The following is a 15,982-nucleotide window of genomic DNA, read 5'->3' on the forward strand; positions in this document are numbered from 1 at the left end:
GGAACCCCAAGATGACACGCGCAATGCACAACCCCGCCCTGATAGCGCTTAACGACAGCCCCCGGCTGCCGCTGATTGCCGCACTGGCCGTGCGGTTTGCGGCGACGGTCACAAAATGGGAGCGGCAACGCCGCAGCCGAATTAACTTGTCCAATCTCGATGACAGGCTGCTGAAGGATGTGGGCCTGACTAATTATCAGGCCAGACGAGAGGTCGAACGCCCTTTTTGGCAGGGCTAGGTAATCCCCAGTCCCTATATGGGACCTCTTCCTTGGCCGGGTTTATCCCGGCCATTTTTTCACCCAAAAGCTGCCGCAGCTGACCCCTCTGGTGGCAAAGAATAAGTCATCGTTGCGCGTGCGACGGGTTTGTCTGACCCTTCCGAAAATATTAGAACGTCACCTACGGCAAGGGTTTTTCCTAGCTTCAGCAAGGTGCAGCGCGCAATCAAATCTGCATTTCCATCCGGTTTACGCATGAAGTCCATTGAACAACCGGTTGTCACGGCCAGAGACTGCTGGCCCCTGCGCGCCAGGATCAGTGCGTAAACGCTTACATCAGCTAATCCAAACATAGACGGCCCCGAGACGGTCCCACCGGGGCGCAAATGACGATCGCCAACGGCAAGTCTCATGACGATGGACTCTTCGGTCAGATCCTGGACCGAATAATCCTGACTGACCTGGGGGAAGATTTGGCTCATATAATCCTCCAGTTCCTCCCGATTCATTGCCAATGACATACTTCCCCTCCTGGATTTGCCGACCTAGAGTTGGCCTCACATCAGATCGGAGGGCAAGATGGGAATTCTGGAACGAAATGACGCAGACGCCGTGGCTAGGCTTACAATGAATGCGCCAGACCGACTCAACGCCCTAAGTGACGAAATGCTGGCTGCGCTACAGACTGAACTTGATGCCCTGCGCGAAGACAGTTCCATCCGGGCGGTGATCCTTTCTGGTAAAGGCAAAGCTTTTTGTGCGGGTCATGATCTGAAACAGATGACAGCAGGGCGCCAGTCTGAAGACGGCGGTAAAGCCTATTTCCAGGACCTATTCAATCGCTGTGCGAAAATGATGCTTTCAATTCAGTCGCTTCCGCAGCCGGTTATTGCCCAGGTGCACGGCATTGCTACGGCGGCCGGATGCCAGTTGGTTGCAACCTGCGATCTTGCTGTAGCTGCTGAAGGGACGCGGTTTGGCGTAAACGGTGTGAATATCGGGCTGTTCTGTTCGACTCCAATGGTTGCTCTTAGCCGAAACATTCCACGCAAACACGCCTTCGAGATGTTGACGACCGGGGATTTCATTCCGGCGTCACGAGCTGCTGAGCTGGGTCTTGTCAATCGCGTGGTGCCAGAAATGCTGTTGGAGCATGAGGCTGTTTCACTGGCCGAGCAGCTTGCCTCCAAACTGGGATCTGCCGTGAAAGTCGGAAAACAGGCCTTCTACCGCCAGTTGGATATGCCATTGGATCAGGCCTACTCCTATACCGGCGAGGTAATGGCTCAGAATATGATGCATCGGGATACCGAAGAAGGAATATCTGCATTTATCGGAAAAAGAGATCCAAATTGGAGCCAATAAGGAATTTGTCATGCATATTTTTCCGCAATGTCGCCATTTTTGGACTTTTCAAATGGGCGTTACTGTGGCAATGCTGAGACGAGGCTAATGCCTTGAACACTTTTTGGGTCGCCGTGGGCGGAAGGTCCCTCCGAGCTGGTTTCTCTCACTGGCGCAGACATTCCCGCATCGGCGACCCCAAAAATCCCTTGAAAACATGATTTCCCGTGCGCCATCGCTGCTGTGTTGCGTTGCGATCTTCTGTGCCCTATGTGGCAGCTTATGACACAGAAATTGCATATCGTGGGCGGCGGCATGGCCGGGTCCGAGGCTGCCTGGCAGGCGGCGGAAATGGGCGTCGAGGTCGTGATTCACGAGATGCGCCCAAAAGTCGGAACTTTTGCGCATCAGACCGGCAACTTGGCCGAGATGGTCTGCTCGAACTCATTCCGGTCGGATGATGACGAACAGAACGCCGTTGGACTGCTGCATTGGGAAATGCGCGAGGCCGAAGGGTTGATCTTGAAAACGGCAGATGCGCACCGACTTCCGGCCGGGGGCGCATTGGCTGTGGATCGCGATCCGTTTGCGGAATCTGTGACGGCCAAGTTAAAGGCTCACCCCCTTGTCGAAATCACTGGCGAAGAAGTGACCGCCCTGCCCGATGACGGCCAATGGATTTTCGCCACCGGCCCACTGACGTCTGCTGGATTGGGAGAAGCAATCCGCGCGGAAACCGGCGCCGAGTCGTTGGCGTTCTTTGATGCCATTGCACCGATCGTCTACGCAGACAGCATCGACATGAGCAAAGCGTGGATGCAATCGCGGTATGACAAGGGCGAAACCGAAGAAGAGCGGACCGCTTATCTGAATTGCCCGATGGACAAAGACCAGTACGACGCCTTCATCGACGCCCTGCTGGCCGCCGATAAGACCGAGTTCCATGAAGGAGAGACCGCAGGCTATTTCGATGGCTGTCTTCCGATAGAGGTTATGTCCGAGCGCGGTCGTGAAACGTTGCGCCACGGACCGATGAAGCCGGTCGGCCTGACGAACCCGCATCAGCCCGAGGTAAAGCCTCACGCGGTGGTTCAACTGCGCCGGGATAACGCGCTAGGAACATTGTTCAACATTGTCGGCTTTCAGACCAAGATGAAATACGGAGCCCAAACCGATGTGTTCCGCATGATTCCGGGGTTGGAGAATGCCAGTTTTGCGCGGCTGGGCGGTATTCATCGCAATACGTTCATCAATTCTCCGACATTGCTGGATTCCCAGATGCGACTGAAATCAAAGCCCAATATCAGGTTCGCTGGTCAAATTACCGGTGTCGAAGGTTATGTGGAAAGCGCCGCGATGGGTCTTTTGGCCGGACGTCTGGCTGCTGCCGAGATGTTGGGCCGTACCGTTCCCGAAGTTCCGCAGGACAGTGCCATGGGCGCTTTGATCCACCACATCACTGGCGGTGCCGAGGCAAAGACATTCCAGCCTATGAACGTGAATTTCGGTCTGTTCCGTCCTGTCGATGGGTTAAAAGGCGGTCGGCGTGGCCGAAAAGACCGCTACAAGGCCTATACTGACCGGGCCAAGGAAGAATGGACCAAGTGGTTGGCGCATTGGTGACTGGACGGGTCCGGCCCCGACGTCCTAACATATCGGTATGAGCGATAAATTCCTAAAGGATGTCTATGGGCTGGATTCGCCTCAGGCGACCAAAGCACATTATCAAAAATGGGCCTCGTCTTATGATGATGAGGTTGGGTCAAACGGTTATGCGACCCCGGGACGTATCGCCCGGGCTCTCTGGTCGCAACTGCCCGAGCCCAAAACCCCAATTCTGGACTATGGCTGCGGTACCGGCCTGTCAGGTGTCGCGCTGAACGCGGTCGGGTTTGAGGTCGTCGATGGAATAGACCCCACCCCGCAGATGTTAGAGGGCGCCAAGGCCAAAGGGGTTTATCGCAACCTGATCAGCTTTGACATCGCAGATCCCAGCCCTCTGCAGTCTGGCGCGTATAAGGTCATCACCGCAATCGGGGTCATCGGCGTGGGTGCCGCACCACCTGAGACTTTGGATATGCTCATCAACGCGTTACCGTCAGGCGGCCTTATTGCTTTTTCCTTTAATGATCATACGCTTGAAGATCACAGCTATACCGTTCGCCTCAGCGATTGGCTGGATATGGGCGCGGCACGATTGCTGTTCCGCGAATACGGCCCGCACCTTCCGGGAATGGACATGAAGTCTGACGTCTATATTGTTGAAAAAGTGTGACTTTAGTAACAAGATTTGCACCTTCGCCCACAGGACCACTGCATCTGGGCCACGCGTATTCGGCGATTTTGGCCCATGATTTTGCAAAGTCGAATAATGGGCTGTTTTTGCTGAGAATCGAGGACATCGACCGATCTCGCTCGCGTCCGGAATGGGAAACCCAGATTTACGATGATTTGCATTGGCTTGGCCTGTCTTGGCCTGAACCGGTGCTGTGCCAATCCACGCGAACCGCAATCTATGATTCCGTGCTGGACGATCTGTGGTCGCGGGGGCTGCTGTACCCGTGCAGCTGCAACCGAAAAGACATCGCCAACGCGGCCAGCGCTCCCCAGGAAGGAGCCCCACTTCTTGGTCCGGACGGGATTATCTATCCGGGAACGTGTCGCACACGTTGGAAACAACAGGGTTCATCGGGTCAACCACGCCCGCTTAGTATTCCGTTGCGATTGGATATGGCCGAAGCTTTGCAACAAACATCCAGCCTGTTTCAGAGCGATAATAACACCGCATCGTTTCAAGAGATTGGAGAAGATCCAGGCGCTGAGTTCGGCTGTGTCCGGTTCACACAGGCAGAGATGTTGGACACGATCGGGGATGTTGTTCTGTCGCGCCGCGATATGGACACGTCATATCACTTGTCGGTCGTTCTGGATGACGCGGCTCAGGAGGTTACGCATGTGGTTCGCGGTCAGGATCTGTTCGAAGCCACACGTATCCACGTGCTGCTGCAGGCGTTGTTGAATTTGCCGACACCCATCTACCTGCATCACCGCCTGATACGCGATCAGGCCGGCAAACGGCTGGCCAAACGCGACGATGCGCGCGCCATTGCCAAGTTCCGCGACGAAGGGGCGACGCCCGAAGATATTCGGGCGATGGTGGGGCTTTGACCGATCAAGCCATAGGGGTCATGATTTCGACCTCGTCCCCGTCTCTGACCGCTGTGTAAAAGCACGACCGACGGTTGGTATGGCAGGCCGGGCCGGTCTGGCGCACAAGAACAAGCAGGCAATCCCGGTCACAATCCACGCGGAGATCAACCAATTCCTGCACATGGCCCGAGCTTTCGCCCTTGATCCAGAATGACTGGCGCGAGCGGGACCAATAGGTAACGCGTCTGGTTTCGAGCGTCTTTTCAATGGCGCTCTGGTTCATCCAGGCCATCATCAATACCTCGCCCGTATTTTCGTCCTGAGCGATGGCTGGAATCAGCCCAGCCTCGTTGAATTTCAAACTCGATGCATTGAACGCGACTGAAGAAGACATGACAAAAACCTTTTGCATCCCGGTGGATGGCCACTATGTATTGGGAACATTCAACGAGGGAAAGCCATGTCCGGCGAGAATGACCTGATAAAGCTATACTCTGGCCGAATTCTGGCCCTTGCTGCTGACATCCCACACCTATGCCGGCTTGATGATGCTGACGCTACGGTGAAAAAACGCTCGCCCCTATGCGGGTCGACCATCACGGTTGATGTCAAAGTTCAGGATGGCAGAATTTCAGAGTTCGGTCAGGACGTGAAAGCCTGCGCTTTGGGACAGGCCTCCGCTTCGGTTGTTGGCGGGGCAATCGTCGGAACAACGCGTGCTCAGGTCGAAAAGGCGCGCGAGCAACTATCCGCGATGCTGAAAAAGGATGGATCGGCACCCGAGGCCCCATTTGATGGGCTTGAGGTTTTGATGCCCGCACGGGAATATAAGAACCGTCATGCCTCGATCCTGCTGGTTCTTGATGCAACCGCAGAGGCATTTGAACAGGCGGAACGTGCAAATTGCGCCTAAACATGGTTTTGACGGGCGAAACGTTATAGCCTTTCGGAATAAACGAAGGGAATTCCAGTTTTGAACGGTTTACTTGAGCATTTTGTCACGCTTTGGGTTGTTATTGATCCGATTGGAACAATCCCGGTCTTCATCGCCGTTACTGCAGGGCTTGGGGCCGCTGCACGCCGCAAAATGGCGCTTGTGGCCTCGCTTATAAGCGCCGGGATTCTGTTGTTTTTCCTGGTCTTCGGGCAACTGCTAATCGAGGCGCTGGATATCGGCCTGAACTCTTTTCAAGTCGCTGGCGGCATTATCCTTTTCCTGTTCGCGCTGACCATGATTTTTGGCGAGCCCAAACAGGAAGTCGAGCAGCGCGCCGCCAAGGACGACATTAAAGACGAACTCCACAAACACAACCCAGCGATCTTTCCTCTTGCCGTCCCCTCGCTTGCCTCACCAGGTGCGATGCTGGCCATCGTCATCTTGACCGATAACAACAGGTACAGTGTTGCTGATCAGGGGATCACTGCTTTGGTCATGCTGTCGGTTGTTGCGATTGCCTTTGTCCTGATGTTGCTGGCCGAACCGATCATTCGGCTGATCGGCCATTCAGGCGCCGCCATCATCAGCCGTGTCATGGGGATGATCCTGGCATCGGTCGCAGTAAACTCGGTTCTGTCGGCGTTGTTGGAAATTATGAAAACCGGCCAGCTTTAAAAAAACCGCCGCTCCTTTCGGGCGGAAAGGGCGGCGGCAGGTAATGCGTTTCTCATGTGGGGTCCGGATATCCGCGCGGGGCCGAGGCATGGCCCTTCAAGGGTATTGGGACAGGCAGGTCACCCTTGATTGAAATGGGGATGACAAGCGCGGCGTGATCGGCACGAGATCGCAGGCAGAAAGGCTTAATACGTTCCGGGAAGATGAAGTGCGACCATAAGTATGACCACTAGTGCAACCGCACCTGCTGCGTCCTGCAACAGCGTCGACTGGGAACGACTTAGGGTGGTCTTGATCTGGGTCAGCATATGGGTTCCTCCGGTCAGGGTTTTAATCCTTTGTTGACCTTTTGTTCTCATATTTTGCTGTCTTGGTAAAGAACTTTTTGAGAACATTTGTGAACTAATGTTCCCACTTTCGCCTAACCAACTGATATCAAACGAATTGCCTGATCCTGTTTCATCAGCCACAAAAGAACACGAGCCGCCTTGCCCCTTTGCGTTTCAAGTTTAGCGTCCACGCCCAGCAGAGCCCTTGCGTCAGACTGCGCAACTGCCATCAAACCGGCCTGCCTTTCCAAATCGGCGATACGGAACTTTGGCAGACCTGACTGCGCGGTACCGATCAGATCGCCCGCTCCACGCATTTGCAGATCCGTCTCTGAGATTCTGAACCCGTCTTCTGTTTCGCGCAGAACTTCCAGCCTTTTGCGCCCCCCTTCGCCGAGGGGTGGCTGATACATCAGCAGACATGTCGATTCTGCCTCGCCTCGCCCAACACGACCGCGAAGCTGATGCAGCTGCGCCAGGCCAAAAATCTCGGCCCTTTCGATGACCATGATCGAGGCATTTGGAACATTCACGCCAACCTCGATTACCGTGGTCGCCACCAGAACTTTGGTTTGCCCCTGCTGAAATGCCTTCATCGCTGCGTCTTTGTCGGCGGGCGGCATTTGGCCGTGAACCAGCCCCACTATCCCGTCCCCCAAAATGGCACGCAGCCTTTTGAACCGTTCCTCGGCAGCGGTCAGATCCGATACTTCGGATTCATCGACAAGCGGGCAGACCCAATAGCATTGGCGGCCCTCAGCAATAGCTTTTTGCAGATGCGAGACAACTTCTTGAATCCGTTCAGTGCTCACAACCGCTGTTTTGACACGTTTTCGCCCCGGCGGCTTTTCATCAAGCACGGACACGTCCATGTCACCGTATTGAGTCAGGGCAAGACTGCGTGGAATAGGCGTTGCTGTCATGACCAAAACGTCCGCCCCCCTGCCTTTTTCCGACAGCTCCATGCGTTGACGGACCCCAAATCGGTGCTGTTCGTCGACGATTGCCAGCCGTAATTCCTGAAACGCGACATCGCTTTGAAATACGGCGTGAGTGCCCACCAGAATGTGAATATCCCCCCGTTGAAGCGCCAACAGCTTGGCACGCCGATCCGCCCCCTTGTCGCGACCGGTCAGGATTTCCAGAACCACGCCCGCCTCTTCGGCGAGGGGGCGCAACCCTTCCAGATGCTGCTGAGCGAGTATCTCGGTAGGGGCCATCATGACGCCCTGCCCGCCCGCCTCGACCGCGACCAGCAGTGCCATGAACGCAACCAGAGTCTTGCCGGACCCAACATCCCCCTGAAGCAATCTGTTCATGCGCGTATCCGAGGCCATATCCCCGGCGATCTCTTGAATAGCGCGCTGTTGGGCGTTGGTGGGCTTGTATGGCAGGTTCGACAACACACGGGATTGCAGCTTGCCCGTACCAGCGCTGGCGATCCCCTTGACCCTGCGCTCTCTTTGGCGGGCCAATGCCAAGGTCAGTTGATGCGCGAACAGCTCATCATAGGCCAAACGCTCATGCGCTGGAGAAAAAGACGCTACATCATCCGCACCCTGCGGATTATGCGCTGCATGTACAGCGCTCAGCCAGTCTGGCCAGTTCTCTTTTGCGACCTGCGCGGGATCAATCCATTCCGTCAATTCCGGCGAGAGTGCAACCGCGCTACGCGCCGCCTTGAAGGCAGTTTTCTGGGTCAGCCCCTGGGTCAAATGATAGACAGGTTCAAACTCAGGGATATCCTTCGCATCCGCTGGCGGCAGCATGTGATCCGGGTGGACCATCTGAGCGATCCCGTCGAACAGCTCTAACTTGCCAGAAATCACCCTGCGCGCGCCCTGAGGGAGCACTTTTTGCAAGTAATCGCCGCGGGCATGAAAGAACACCAACTGAAATTCAGTCTGGCTGTCTTCAACATGGACACGATACGCACCGCCCTTGTTTCTAGGGGGACGATGGATGCCAACGGTGACTTCTACGGTCAGCGTCGAGGGCAAATCGACGCCTTGAATGGTATCGCGCCTGCGCCGATCAATCACCGCATAAGGCAGCCCGAACAAGACGTCGCGCGGGGTCTCGACACCTGACTGCGCCAAGACCTGAGCCGTTTTCGGCCCCACGCCGTCAAGCGTTTCCAGCCGCGAAAACAGCGGGAACAGAGATTCGGGCCGACCACTCATTTGCCGTCGATCAGCTGCAACCAGCCATCTTCGTCGAGCGTCTCAATACCAAGTTCAGCCGCCTTTTTCGCCTTTGATCCAGCACCCGGTCCTGCAACCAAAAGATCGGTTTTATTGCTGACCGATCCCGACACTTTGGCGCCCAATGCCTCGGCACGAGCCTTGGCCTCGGCGCGGGTCATCTTTTCAAGCGATCCCGTAAAAACCACGGTCTTTCCCGCAACGGGGCTACCCGAGGTATCGGGCCGTTTCGCGTCTTGGACATCAAGCTGAGCCACAAGATCGTCGATGCTCTGCCGTTCGGCAGGTTGGGCGAAGGCTGAAACCAATGCGCGGGCCATAACCTCACCAACACCGTCAACGTTCAGCAGCTCATCCCATTCTGACCCGGTCTGACTATGCGCTATGGTAACCGCTTTTTCCAGCTCATCCCATGATCCGTAATGCGTTGCGATTAGGTTCGACGCTGCCTCGCCGACATGTCGAATGCCCAGTGCAAACAGCAACCGACCCAGTGGAATAACTCGTTTTTCATCAATCGCTTGCCACAGATTGGTGGCGCTCTGCGCCCCCCATCCCTTGCGATTAGCCAGCCTGTTCAGGTTCGCACTATCTCGTTGTTTCAGAGTAAAAATATCAGCCGGGGTCCGAACTGGCAGATCGGGATCGTCATAGAACATCTCAATCTGCTTTGCTCCAAACCCTTCGATGTCAAACGCCTTGCGTGAGACGAAATGCTTCAATTTCTCAACGGCTTGCGCAGGGCAGATAACACCGCCGGTACAGCGACGGACCGCGTCACCTTCCTCGCGGATCGCATCGCTGTGACATTCGGGGCATTTTTCCGGGAAGATGAACTTTTCGGCATCATCCGGGCGTTTCGAAATGTCTACATCGGCAACCTTCGGGATCACATCGCCGGCGCGATAAACCTGAACCCAGTCGCCGATCCGAATGTCTTTGCCTTCGCGTATCTCGCCGCCTTTTGCGTCTTTACCAGAAATGTAATCTTCGTTGTGCAACGTTGCGTTCGACACGACCACACCGCCGACAGTAACCGGGTGCAGCCTGGCCACCGGGCTCAGCGCGCCGGTGCGGCCAACCTGAATGTCGATCGTTTCAAGACGGGTCCAGGCAAGCTCGGCCGGAAATTTATGCGCAATTGCCCAACGTGGTGTGCTGGATCGGAACCCAAGCCGTGATTGCAGCGCAAGATCGTTTACCTTGTAGACCACACCATCAATGTCATATCCAAGCGTCGCGCGCTGCAGCTCGATGCTGCGATAGTGATCCAGAATCTGCTTTGTATCCGCGCATAAACGGGTTAGCGGGTTGGTTGAAAATCCGAATTCCTTCAGGCGCTGTATGGCTTCGTATTGGGTGCTTGCCAGAGGCTCAGACAGCTCCCCCCAGGCATAAGCAAAAAACTTGAGGGGACGAGAACGGGTAATTGCGGAATCCAACTGACGAAGGGATCCGGCGGCGGCATTTCGCGGGTTGGCGAAGGTTTTTTCGCCTTTCTTGGACTGGCTCTCATTTAGACGATCAAAGTCGTCGTGAGACATATAGACCTCGCCGCGAACCTCAAGGATGTCTGGTGCGCCGGTGATTACCTGTGGAATATCCGATATGGTTAGCGCATTTGCGGTAACATTTTCCCCGACTTCTCCGTCTCCCCGCGTGGCCGCCTGGACAAGCCTACCCCTCTCATACCGAAGCGAAAGGGAGAGACCGTCGATCTTGGGCTCAGCCGTATAGCTCAAACTCGTCTCGTCATCCAACCCTAGGTATTTTCGGACGGACCGATCGAAATCAGAGACGTCTTCGTCTTGAAAAGCGTTGCCCAAAGACAGCATGCGTACGGCATGTGAAATCTTGGAGAACCCATCGGCGGGGCGGGCACCAACGATATCCGATGGGCTGTCAGATCGCTTGAGTTGCGGAAATCGCGACTCGATTTCTGAGTTTCTGAGTTTCAGCGCATCATAGTCGGCATCAGAAATCTCGGGGGCGTCTTTCTGGTGATACAATGCGTTCGCATGATGTAAAAGCCCAGCCAGCCGCGCCAGTTCATTGCGTGCCTGATCTTCCGTCAGGTCTGATACAGAAATGGAATTGCTCATGCCCTCGCCCCGTCAAATGTTCTTGGAGTTCAGTGATAGGGCGAGGGCATGGCTAGGTCCAGACGTGCTGTTCAGTGAGCGAGGGTGTCGCCCCGGACCCTTGGCGACGTAAAACTTGCGCGCCTAGGCGCCAACCGCAATGCGAGGTTCGTCGACGCTGTTTTTCTGAGGATCGCGCAACACATATCCCCTGCCCCAGACGGTCTCGATATAATTTGCGCCGTCGGTGGCATTGCTAAGTTTTTTGCGCAATTTGCAGATAAAGACGTCAATGATCTTCAATTCGGGCTCATCCATTCCCCCATAGAGATGGTTAAGGAACATCTCTTTAGTCAGGGTTGTTCCCTTTCGAAGGCTCAGAAGTTCGAGCATTTGATATTCTTTGCCGGTCAGGTGAACCGCCTTGCCTTCCACTTCGACGGTTTTCGCATCCAGATTCACTGCAACGCGCCCGGTGTGGATTATGGATTGAGAATGCCCTTTTGAGCGGCGAATAATGGCGTGGATACGTGCAACCAATTCTTCTCTATGGAACGGTTTGGTCAGATAATCGTCAGCACCAAATCCGAAGCCTTTAATTTTACTTTCTGTATCGTCGGCCCCCGACAGGATCAGGATCGGCGTTTCCACCCGCGCAACCCGCAACTGGCGCAGCACTTCATGCCCGTTCATATCCGGAAGGTTGAGATCAAGCAGGATCAGGTCGTAATCGTAAAGTTTTGCGAGGTCGATCCCTTCTTCGCCTAAATCTGTCGCATATACGTTCAGATTGGCATGTGTCAGCATCAGTTCGATGCTTTTGGACGTGGTTGGATCATCCTCGACAAGAAGTATACGCATTTACTGCTCCAATTCAGCTCAATTTACCGATTAAAATCGAGCCTGCTCAAAAATGGTTAATCTGACGTTACCGTTGAATCATTTATTCACACTCTCCTTTAGGTTGTCGATATTTTTTTATCGTGGTGACCTTTAATGCGTCCGTTCCGTGTTCTGCGACCGCAGAAACCCAGGAATTAAATTCTTCATCGCTGAGGCCATATTGGTTTTTGGCTTCCGAAAGCGTGATCAATCCGTAAAGAACGCCACGGACTACAATCGCTTTACGGGATGCCACCCAGCGGGTTGTCTCTTTTGGCGGCAGATCAGCCCGGGATAAAACCGTTCCATCCGGCAGGGTTACCGACCTGGGCCCCTCTACTTTGTGCAAATACATCTTTCGGTCCTCTTCGTGCTGCGACAAAGCTGACACCATGCTACTTAATGTGTTGTGAAACCGCCCCTTGAGAGTATCTAGAATTTTCCTATATTCTGCCGGTCTTTCTTAACCCGTACTGGAACCGTCATGGCCCTCGACACCGAGACACCGCTGAACTCACTTGGATTTGCCAAGCCCCCGTGTGAAACGCGGGTGGTTGTTGCCATGTCCGGAGGTGTGGACAGCTCGGTCGTTGCCGCGCATTTGGCGGAACAGGGGTATGACGTCATCGGCGTCACCCTGCAGCTGTATGACCACGGTGCTGCGTTGGCCAAAAAGGGGGCCTGCTGTGCCGGTATCGACATTCATGATGCGCGCCGCGTGGCCGAGGAACGCGGGTTTCCGCATTACGTTCTGGATTATGAGAACATCTTCAAGGACGCCGTGATCGACGAATTCGCCGACAGCTATCTGGCCGGTGCGACGCCGGTTCCCTGCATTCGCTGTAACGAACGGGTGAAATTCAAGGACCTGCTGGAAACCGCCAAGGATCTTGAGGCTGATTGCATGGCCACCGGCCACTATATTCAGCGCAAGACAGGCCCCAACGGGCCGGAATTGCACAGCGCCGAGGATGCCAACCGCGATCAATCCTATTTCCTGTTCTCGACGACACCGGAACAGCTGGATTTCCTGCGCTTTCCGCTGGGCCACCTGCCCTCCAAGGACGCAACGCGCGAAATGGCTGCGCAATATGGGCTGGCTGTTGCCGACAAGCCCGACAGTCAAGACATCTGTTTCGTGCCCAACGGCAACTATGCCAGCGTAATCGAAAAGCTGCGCCCCGGCGCGGCGGAACCGGGTGAGATCGTTCATGCGGATGGTCGTGTGCTGGCCCAGCATAACGGGGTGATCCACTATACCATTGGTCAGCGCCGCGGGCTTGGTATCGGAGGCCTCAGCGATCCGCTTTACGTGGTGAAGCTGGATGTCGACAAGAAACAGGTTGTGGTTGGCCCCAAAGAGATGTTGGCCACCCGCACCATTCCGGTGCGTGAGATCAACTGGCTGGGTGATGAGCCGTTTACGTCACGCGATGAATGGCACGTCCTGGTCAAGGTTCGCTCGACCCGCCCCCCGCGTGAGGCCATCATCCGCCCGCTTTCGGACACCACGGCAGAGGTCGAGTTGCTGACCCCAGAAGAAGGTGTGTCGCCCGGTCAGGCCTGTGTTTTCTATGCGTCCGAAGGCAGCCGCATCTTTGGCGGCGGCTGGATTTGGCGCGGATATTAAACTGCGTCAGTCCACGAGTTGCTGAGAATATAAAGGCCAGCGCAGATCATCACGTAAGGAACAAGCATCTCAAGCTTGCGCGCGATGCGACCACTGATGAGCGGAGATTTGGCGCCCAGCAGCGCCAGCGTGGCCAATCCTACCACGGCAAGCCCTGCGCCGAAGGCTCCGGCGATCCGAAAGCCTGGCGTTGAATCCGCCAATAACGGCGCCAGAACGGCCAAAGTGTCCATCGACAGGCTGGTAAACAGTAAGGTTGTCACCAAAATTGATGCTCCGGCTTCGAGATGCGCAGGAGTGTCGACGCCCTGCCCGCGCCATTGGCGGATGGCGGCCAGACAGCCCAGTGTCAGCGGGATCATCCCCAGATACCCAGCCCAGCCCGGTATTACGCCCTCGATCCCCATGGCGAACAGCAAGGACGCCGAAATCACCAAGCCCTGTGCGAACAGAAAGCCAAAGACGGCCCGTTTATCCCCTGACACCAAGATCAGCGCCACCAAGGCGGCAAGATTATCCAGATTGGTCAGTATCAATGCCAGAAAGGCCGAAAAACCAAAGAGGATGAACTCGGCCATCAGGACGGCATTCTGGCCAACACGGCCTTTGCAGCTCTGAAACCAGGGGCGTCGCCGCCACGGCCCAGGCGCTCCATTGTCAGATCCATCGCGCTGCGCTGCGCGTCAGGTTTCAGGGCGACCTCTCGTAGCGCTACGGCAATCTTGTCCGGCAGGCAGTCATCCAGCAGGCATTCCGGGATGGAACGCGTTTCCGAGACAAGATTGACCAATGTAACCGTGTCCAGATTGACCATACGTACTGCCAGTTTCTGGGTCAGCCAGCTGAGGCGGTAGGCAATCACCATGGGTGTTGCCTGGGCTGCAAGTTCAAGCGACACGGTACCCGATGCCGCCAGAGCAAGGTCCGCTGCGGCAAAGGCTGCGCGTTTCTGCTGAACCGCCTCTTCGGTCGGAACATTGCGCGGGTCGATCACGACGGGATTGCCTGGCCATGTCTGCAGATGTTCGGTTACGGCCTCGACCATATGCGCAACCGCCGGAACAATAACCCGCGTACCCGGCCGGTCGGCTAGGAACTGCCCCAAGGCCTGACCGAATACAGGGGCCAGACGGTCAACCTCACCCTTGCGCGACCCCGGCAAGGCAAGAACCAGCGGAGCATCCCCAAGATCATAGGCGGCGCGAAACTCTTGGATATCGCGATCAGACGCGATGGGTTCGCTTGCAACCGGATGGCCAACAAAATCACATTCCATCCCGGCGCGTTCCATATAGGGCGGCTCAAACGGAAGCAACGCCAGCACATGGTCGATGACCTTGGCCATCTTATCCGCACGCCCCGGTCGCCAGGCCCAAACGCTGGGGGCCACATAGTGGACGGTTCGAGTATCGCTTGCTGCTTTGACCAACTTGGCAACGCGCAACGAGAAGTCCGGACTGTCGATGGTGATCAATACGTCAGGTTTGGTGTCCAGAACGGCCTGCGCTGTCTCAGATATCCGGCGCTTGAGGTGAAAGAATTTTGGCAATACCTCGATCAAGCCCATCACTGACAATTCGGACATCGGAAAGCGGCTGTTCAGACCCTGGGCCTGCATCAATGGTCCGCCGACCCCGTCGAATGTAACATCTGGGACAAGGGCACGTAGCCCTTCCATCAACGCGCCGCCCAATCGATCGCCCGAAGGTTCGCCGGCGACCAGAAACACCCGCATCAGTTGGTTCGCTCACGCACATAAAGGAACAAACCCAGGCGATCGCACTCAGCAATTACACGTTGTCGCTGCAATACAAGCACCCCGCCCTTTTCGATCACGATCCCGGACAAACCAGCTGCGACGGCGCTGGAAATGGTTTCAGGTCCAATAGCTGGCAGATCCGCGCGAAAGTCCTGATCAGGCTTTGGACCCTTGAAAAGCACCCCACCCCCCGCATCGGGCCGTTGAGTCAGAGACTCGAGCATCCATGCGGTGCCAAAAATTCCTTCGATCGCCAAAGCCTGCCCTTTGGAAACTGCACAGGCCTGGCCGATATCAGCTGCCCCCATGGCACGCAGGATACTGGATGCCCGATCCGCATCTGCGCGATCCGCGTCTGAGGGCTGTGCTTCTGTCAAACAACCAAGCGGAGGCAGCAGTTCAGGCGCAATCTCATGCGCGGCACGGACATTCAGGCCTGAGTTTTCGAATATCCCAATGACAGCCCGTAATGCGCCGTCATCGCCGGATTGAATCGCCTGCACCAGAATAGGCACCAACGGCATCGTCGCGGCATCAATGCGCGACGGGTCAACGGCGGGACGTTTAACCGCTCCGGCCATACAGATTTCAGTTACGCCACGGGTTTTGAGATCCGCGATGAATGATCCAAGCTGTTCCAGCGGGAAAACGATGTCAGCAGACAGAGTATCCGGGGCAAAGCCTTCCATCGCGCAGATCAAGGGCCGTTCAGCCAGACAGGAAACCACTTCGTCCGGCAACACACCTGTTCCCGCGATCAGTGCCAACAT

The 15,982-nt window shown here is 55.8% G+C and carries 17 protein-coding genes; 8 read left to right on the forward strand and 9 right to left on the reverse strand.

Annotation, left to right across the window (positions count from 1 at the left end):
* The first annotated feature begins 11 nt into the window (after nt 1-11).
* Nucleotides 12-239 (forward strand): DUF1127 domain-containing protein, encoded by a 228-nt coding sequence (locus AC2FLG_RS00820; RefSeq protein WP_496704631.1) that lies wholly within the window; start codon nt 12-14, stop codon nt 237-239.
* 59 nt (nt 240-298) lie between these two features.
* Here AC2FLG_RS00820 and AC2FLG_RS00825 read toward each other — a convergent pair whose 3' ends face one another.
* A complete protein-coding gene (locus tag AC2FLG_RS00825; RefSeq protein WP_142633872.1) occupies nt 299-742 on the reverse strand; it encodes a PaaI family thioesterase in 444 nt (147 codons plus the stop codon).
* Nucleotides 743-800: 58 nt separating this feature from the next.
* On the opposite strand from AC2FLG_RS00825, the gene AC2FLG_RS00830 reads away from it, so the two are divergent.
* The 4 genes from AC2FLG_RS00830 to gluQRS all read left to right on the forward strand — a co-directional run bounded on the left by AC2FLG_RS00830 (nt 801) and on the right by gluQRS (nt 4,733).
* Nucleotides 801-1,586 (forward strand): enoyl-CoA hydratase, encoded by a 786-nt coding sequence (locus tag AC2FLG_RS00830; RefSeq protein WP_282021264.1) that lies wholly within the window; start codon nt 801-803, stop codon nt 1,584-1,586.
* A 261-nt stretch (nt 1,587-1,847) separates the two neighbouring features.
* A complete protein-coding gene (trmFO, locus tag AC2FLG_RS00835; protein WP_496704632.1) occupies nt 1,848-3,188 on the forward strand; it encodes a methylenetetrahydrofolate--tRNA-(uracil(54)-C(5))-methyltransferase (FADH(2)-oxidizing) TrmFO in 1,341 nt (446 codons plus the stop codon).
* Between the two features lie 37 nt (nt 3,189-3,225).
* Entirely contained in the window at nt 3,226-3,840 is a 615-nt protein-coding gene (locus AC2FLG_RS00840) for a class I SAM-dependent DNA methyltransferase (protein WP_496704634.1), read from the forward strand.
* Nucleotides 3,837-4,733 carry a tRNA glutamyl-Q(34) synthetase GluQRS gene (gene gluQRS, locus AC2FLG_RS00845; RefSeq protein ID WP_496704635.1) on the forward strand — a complete coding sequence of 299 codons (897 nt, stop codon included), beginning with the start codon at nt 3,837-3,839 and terminating at the stop codon, nt 4,731-4,733. The genes AC2FLG_RS00840 and gluQRS overlap by 4 nt, the downstream gene beginning before the upstream one ends.
* 4 nt (nt 4,734-4,737) lie before the next feature.
* On the opposite strand, the gene hisI is transcribed toward gluQRS, so the two are convergent.
* Nucleotides 4,738-5,127, reverse strand: a complete 390-nt coding sequence (gene hisI, locus AC2FLG_RS00850) for a phosphoribosyl-AMP cyclohydrolase (RefSeq protein ID WP_496704637.1) — start codon at nt 5,125-5,127, stop codon at nt 4,738-4,740.
* A gap of 48 nt (nt 5,128-5,175) precedes the next feature.
* On the opposite strand from hisI, the gene AC2FLG_RS00855 reads away from it, so the two are divergent.
* Nucleotides 5,176-5,628, forward strand: coding sequence for an iron-sulfur cluster assembly scaffold protein (locus AC2FLG_RS00855; protein WP_281972123.1), 453 nt, complete (start codon nt 5,176-5,178; stop codon nt 5,626-5,628).
* A gap of 60 nt (nt 5,629-5,688) precedes the next feature.
* Nucleotides 5,689-6,327, forward strand: a complete 639-nt coding sequence (locus AC2FLG_RS00860) for a MarC family protein (RefSeq protein WP_496700262.1) — start codon at nt 5,689-5,691, stop codon at nt 6,325-6,327.
* Between the two features lie 421 nt (nt 6,328-6,748).
* Here the strand turns inward: AC2FLG_RS00860 and recG are convergent, their stop codons facing one another.
* From recG to sciP, 4 genes are all read right to left on the reverse strand, one after another.
* Complete coding sequence (recG, locus tag AC2FLG_RS00865) at nt 6,749-8,839, reverse strand: ATP-dependent DNA helicase RecG (protein WP_496704639.1); 2,091 nt, start codon at nt 8,837-8,839, stop codon at nt 6,749-6,751.
* A complete protein-coding gene (gene ligA, locus AC2FLG_RS00870) occupies nt 8,836-10,962 on the reverse strand; it encodes an NAD-dependent DNA ligase LigA (protein WP_496704640.1) in 2,127 nt (708 codons plus the stop codon). Before ligA ends, recG begins: the two co-directional genes overlap by 4 nt.
* 123 nt (nt 10,963-11,085) lie before the next feature.
* Entirely contained in the window at nt 11,086-11,802 is a 717-nt protein-coding gene (ctrA, locus tag AC2FLG_RS00875) for a response regulator transcription factor CtrA (RefSeq protein WP_281972126.1), read from the reverse strand.
* Nucleotides 11,803-11,884: 82 nt separating this feature from the next.
* Nucleotides 11,885-12,178: a CtrA inhibitor SciP gene (gene sciP, locus AC2FLG_RS00880; RefSeq protein ID WP_281994636.1), complete on the reverse strand. Its 294-nt coding sequence runs from the start codon at nt 12,176-12,178 to the stop codon at nt 11,885-11,887.
* A 129-nt stretch (nt 12,179-12,307) separates the two neighbouring features.
* Here sciP and mnmA point away from each other — a divergent pair, with 129 nt between their 5' ends.
* A complete protein-coding gene (gene mnmA, locus AC2FLG_RS00885) occupies nt 12,308-13,453 on the forward strand; it encodes a tRNA 2-thiouridine(34) synthase MnmA (protein ID WP_496704642.1) in 1,146 nt (381 codons plus the stop codon).
* On the opposite strand, the gene AC2FLG_RS00890 is transcribed toward mnmA, so the two are convergent.
* Genes AC2FLG_RS00890 through AC2FLG_RS00900 form a run of 3 tightly spaced genes read right to left on the reverse strand, consistent with a single transcriptional unit; the run spans nt 13,450 to nt 15,982 of the window.
* On the reverse strand, nt 13,450-14,031 hold the full coding sequence (locus AC2FLG_RS00890; RefSeq protein ID WP_271947048.1) for a hypothetical protein: 582 nt from the start codon (nt 14,029-14,031) through the stop codon (nt 13,450-13,452). The two genes, mnmA and AC2FLG_RS00890, sit on opposite strands and share 4 nt — an antisense overlap.
* The gene (gene lpxB, locus AC2FLG_RS00895) at nt 14,031-15,188 is read right to left on the reverse strand and encodes a lipid-A-disaccharide synthase (RefSeq protein WP_281994639.1); all 1,158 of its coding nucleotides are present in this window, start codon (nt 15,186-15,188) and stop codon (nt 14,031-14,033) included. The genes AC2FLG_RS00890 and lpxB overlap by 1 nt, the downstream gene beginning before the upstream one ends.
* Entirely contained in the window at nt 15,188-15,982 is a 795-nt protein-coding gene (locus tag AC2FLG_RS00900) for an LpxI family protein (protein ID WP_142633903.1), read from the reverse strand. The genes lpxB and AC2FLG_RS00900 overlap by 1 nt, the downstream gene beginning before the upstream one ends.

This window comes from Ruegeria sp. CDSA193 (genome assembly GCF_059611885.1).

What these genes read in the sequence shown, in the direction of transcription:
- ctrA (WP_281972126.1), bottom strand. Translation starts at nt 11,802, where the DNA reads ATGCGTATACTTCTTGTCGAGGATGATCCAACCACGTCCAAAAGCATC.
- AC2FLG_RS00825 (WP_142633872.1), bottom strand. Translation starts at nt 742, where the DNA reads ATGTCATTGGCAATGAATCGGGAGGAACTGGAGGATTATATGAGCCAA.
- mnmA (WP_496704642.1), top strand. Translation starts at nt 12,308, where the DNA reads ATGGCCCTCGACACCGAGACACCGCTGAACTCACTTGGATTTGCCAAG.
- lpxB (WP_281994639.1), bottom strand. Translation starts at nt 15,188, where the DNA reads ATGCGGGTGTTTCTGGTCGCCGGCGAACCTTCGGGCGATCGATTGGGC.
- trmFO (WP_496704632.1), top strand. Translation starts at nt 1,848, where the DNA reads ATGACACAGAAATTGCATATCGTGGGCGGCGGCATGGCCGGGTCCGAG.
- AC2FLG_RS00840 (WP_496704634.1), top strand. Translation starts at nt 3,226, where the DNA reads ATGAGCGATAAATTCCTAAAGGATGTCTATGGGCTGGATTCGCCTCAG.
- AC2FLG_RS00830 (WP_282021264.1), top strand. Translation starts at nt 801, where the DNA reads ATGGGAATTCTGGAACGAAATGACGCAGACGCCGTGGCTAGGCTTACA.
- recG (WP_496704639.1), bottom strand. Translation starts at nt 8,839, where the DNA reads ATGAGTGGTCGGCCCGAATCTCTGTTCCCGCTGTTTTCGCGGCTGGAA.
- ligA (WP_496704640.1), bottom strand. Translation starts at nt 10,962, where the DNA reads ATGAGCAATTCCATTTCTGTATCAGACCTGACGGAAGATCAGGCACGC.
- AC2FLG_RS00900 (WP_142633903.1), bottom strand. Translation starts at nt 15,982, where the DNA reads ATGTTGGCACTGATCGCGGGAACAGGTGTGTTGCCGGACGAAGTGGTT.
- AC2FLG_RS00820 (WP_496704631.1), top strand. Translation starts at nt 12, where the DNA reads ATGACACGCGCAATGCACAACCCCGCCCTGATAGCGCTTAACGACAGC.
- AC2FLG_RS00855 (WP_281972123.1), top strand. Translation starts at nt 5,176, where the DNA reads ATGTCCGGCGAGAATGACCTGATAAAGCTATACTCTGGCCGAATTCTG.
- AC2FLG_RS00890 (WP_271947048.1), bottom strand. Translation starts at nt 14,031, where the DNA reads ATGGCCGAGTTCATCCTCTTTGGTTTTTCGGCCTTTCTGGCATTGATA.
- sciP (WP_281994636.1), bottom strand. Translation starts at nt 12,178, where the DNA reads ATGTATTTGCACAAAGTAGAGGGGCCCAGGTCGGTAACCCTGCCGGAT.
- hisI (WP_496704637.1), bottom strand. Translation starts at nt 5,127, where the DNA reads ATGCAAAAGGTTTTTGTCATGTCTTCTTCAGTCGCGTTCAATGCATCG.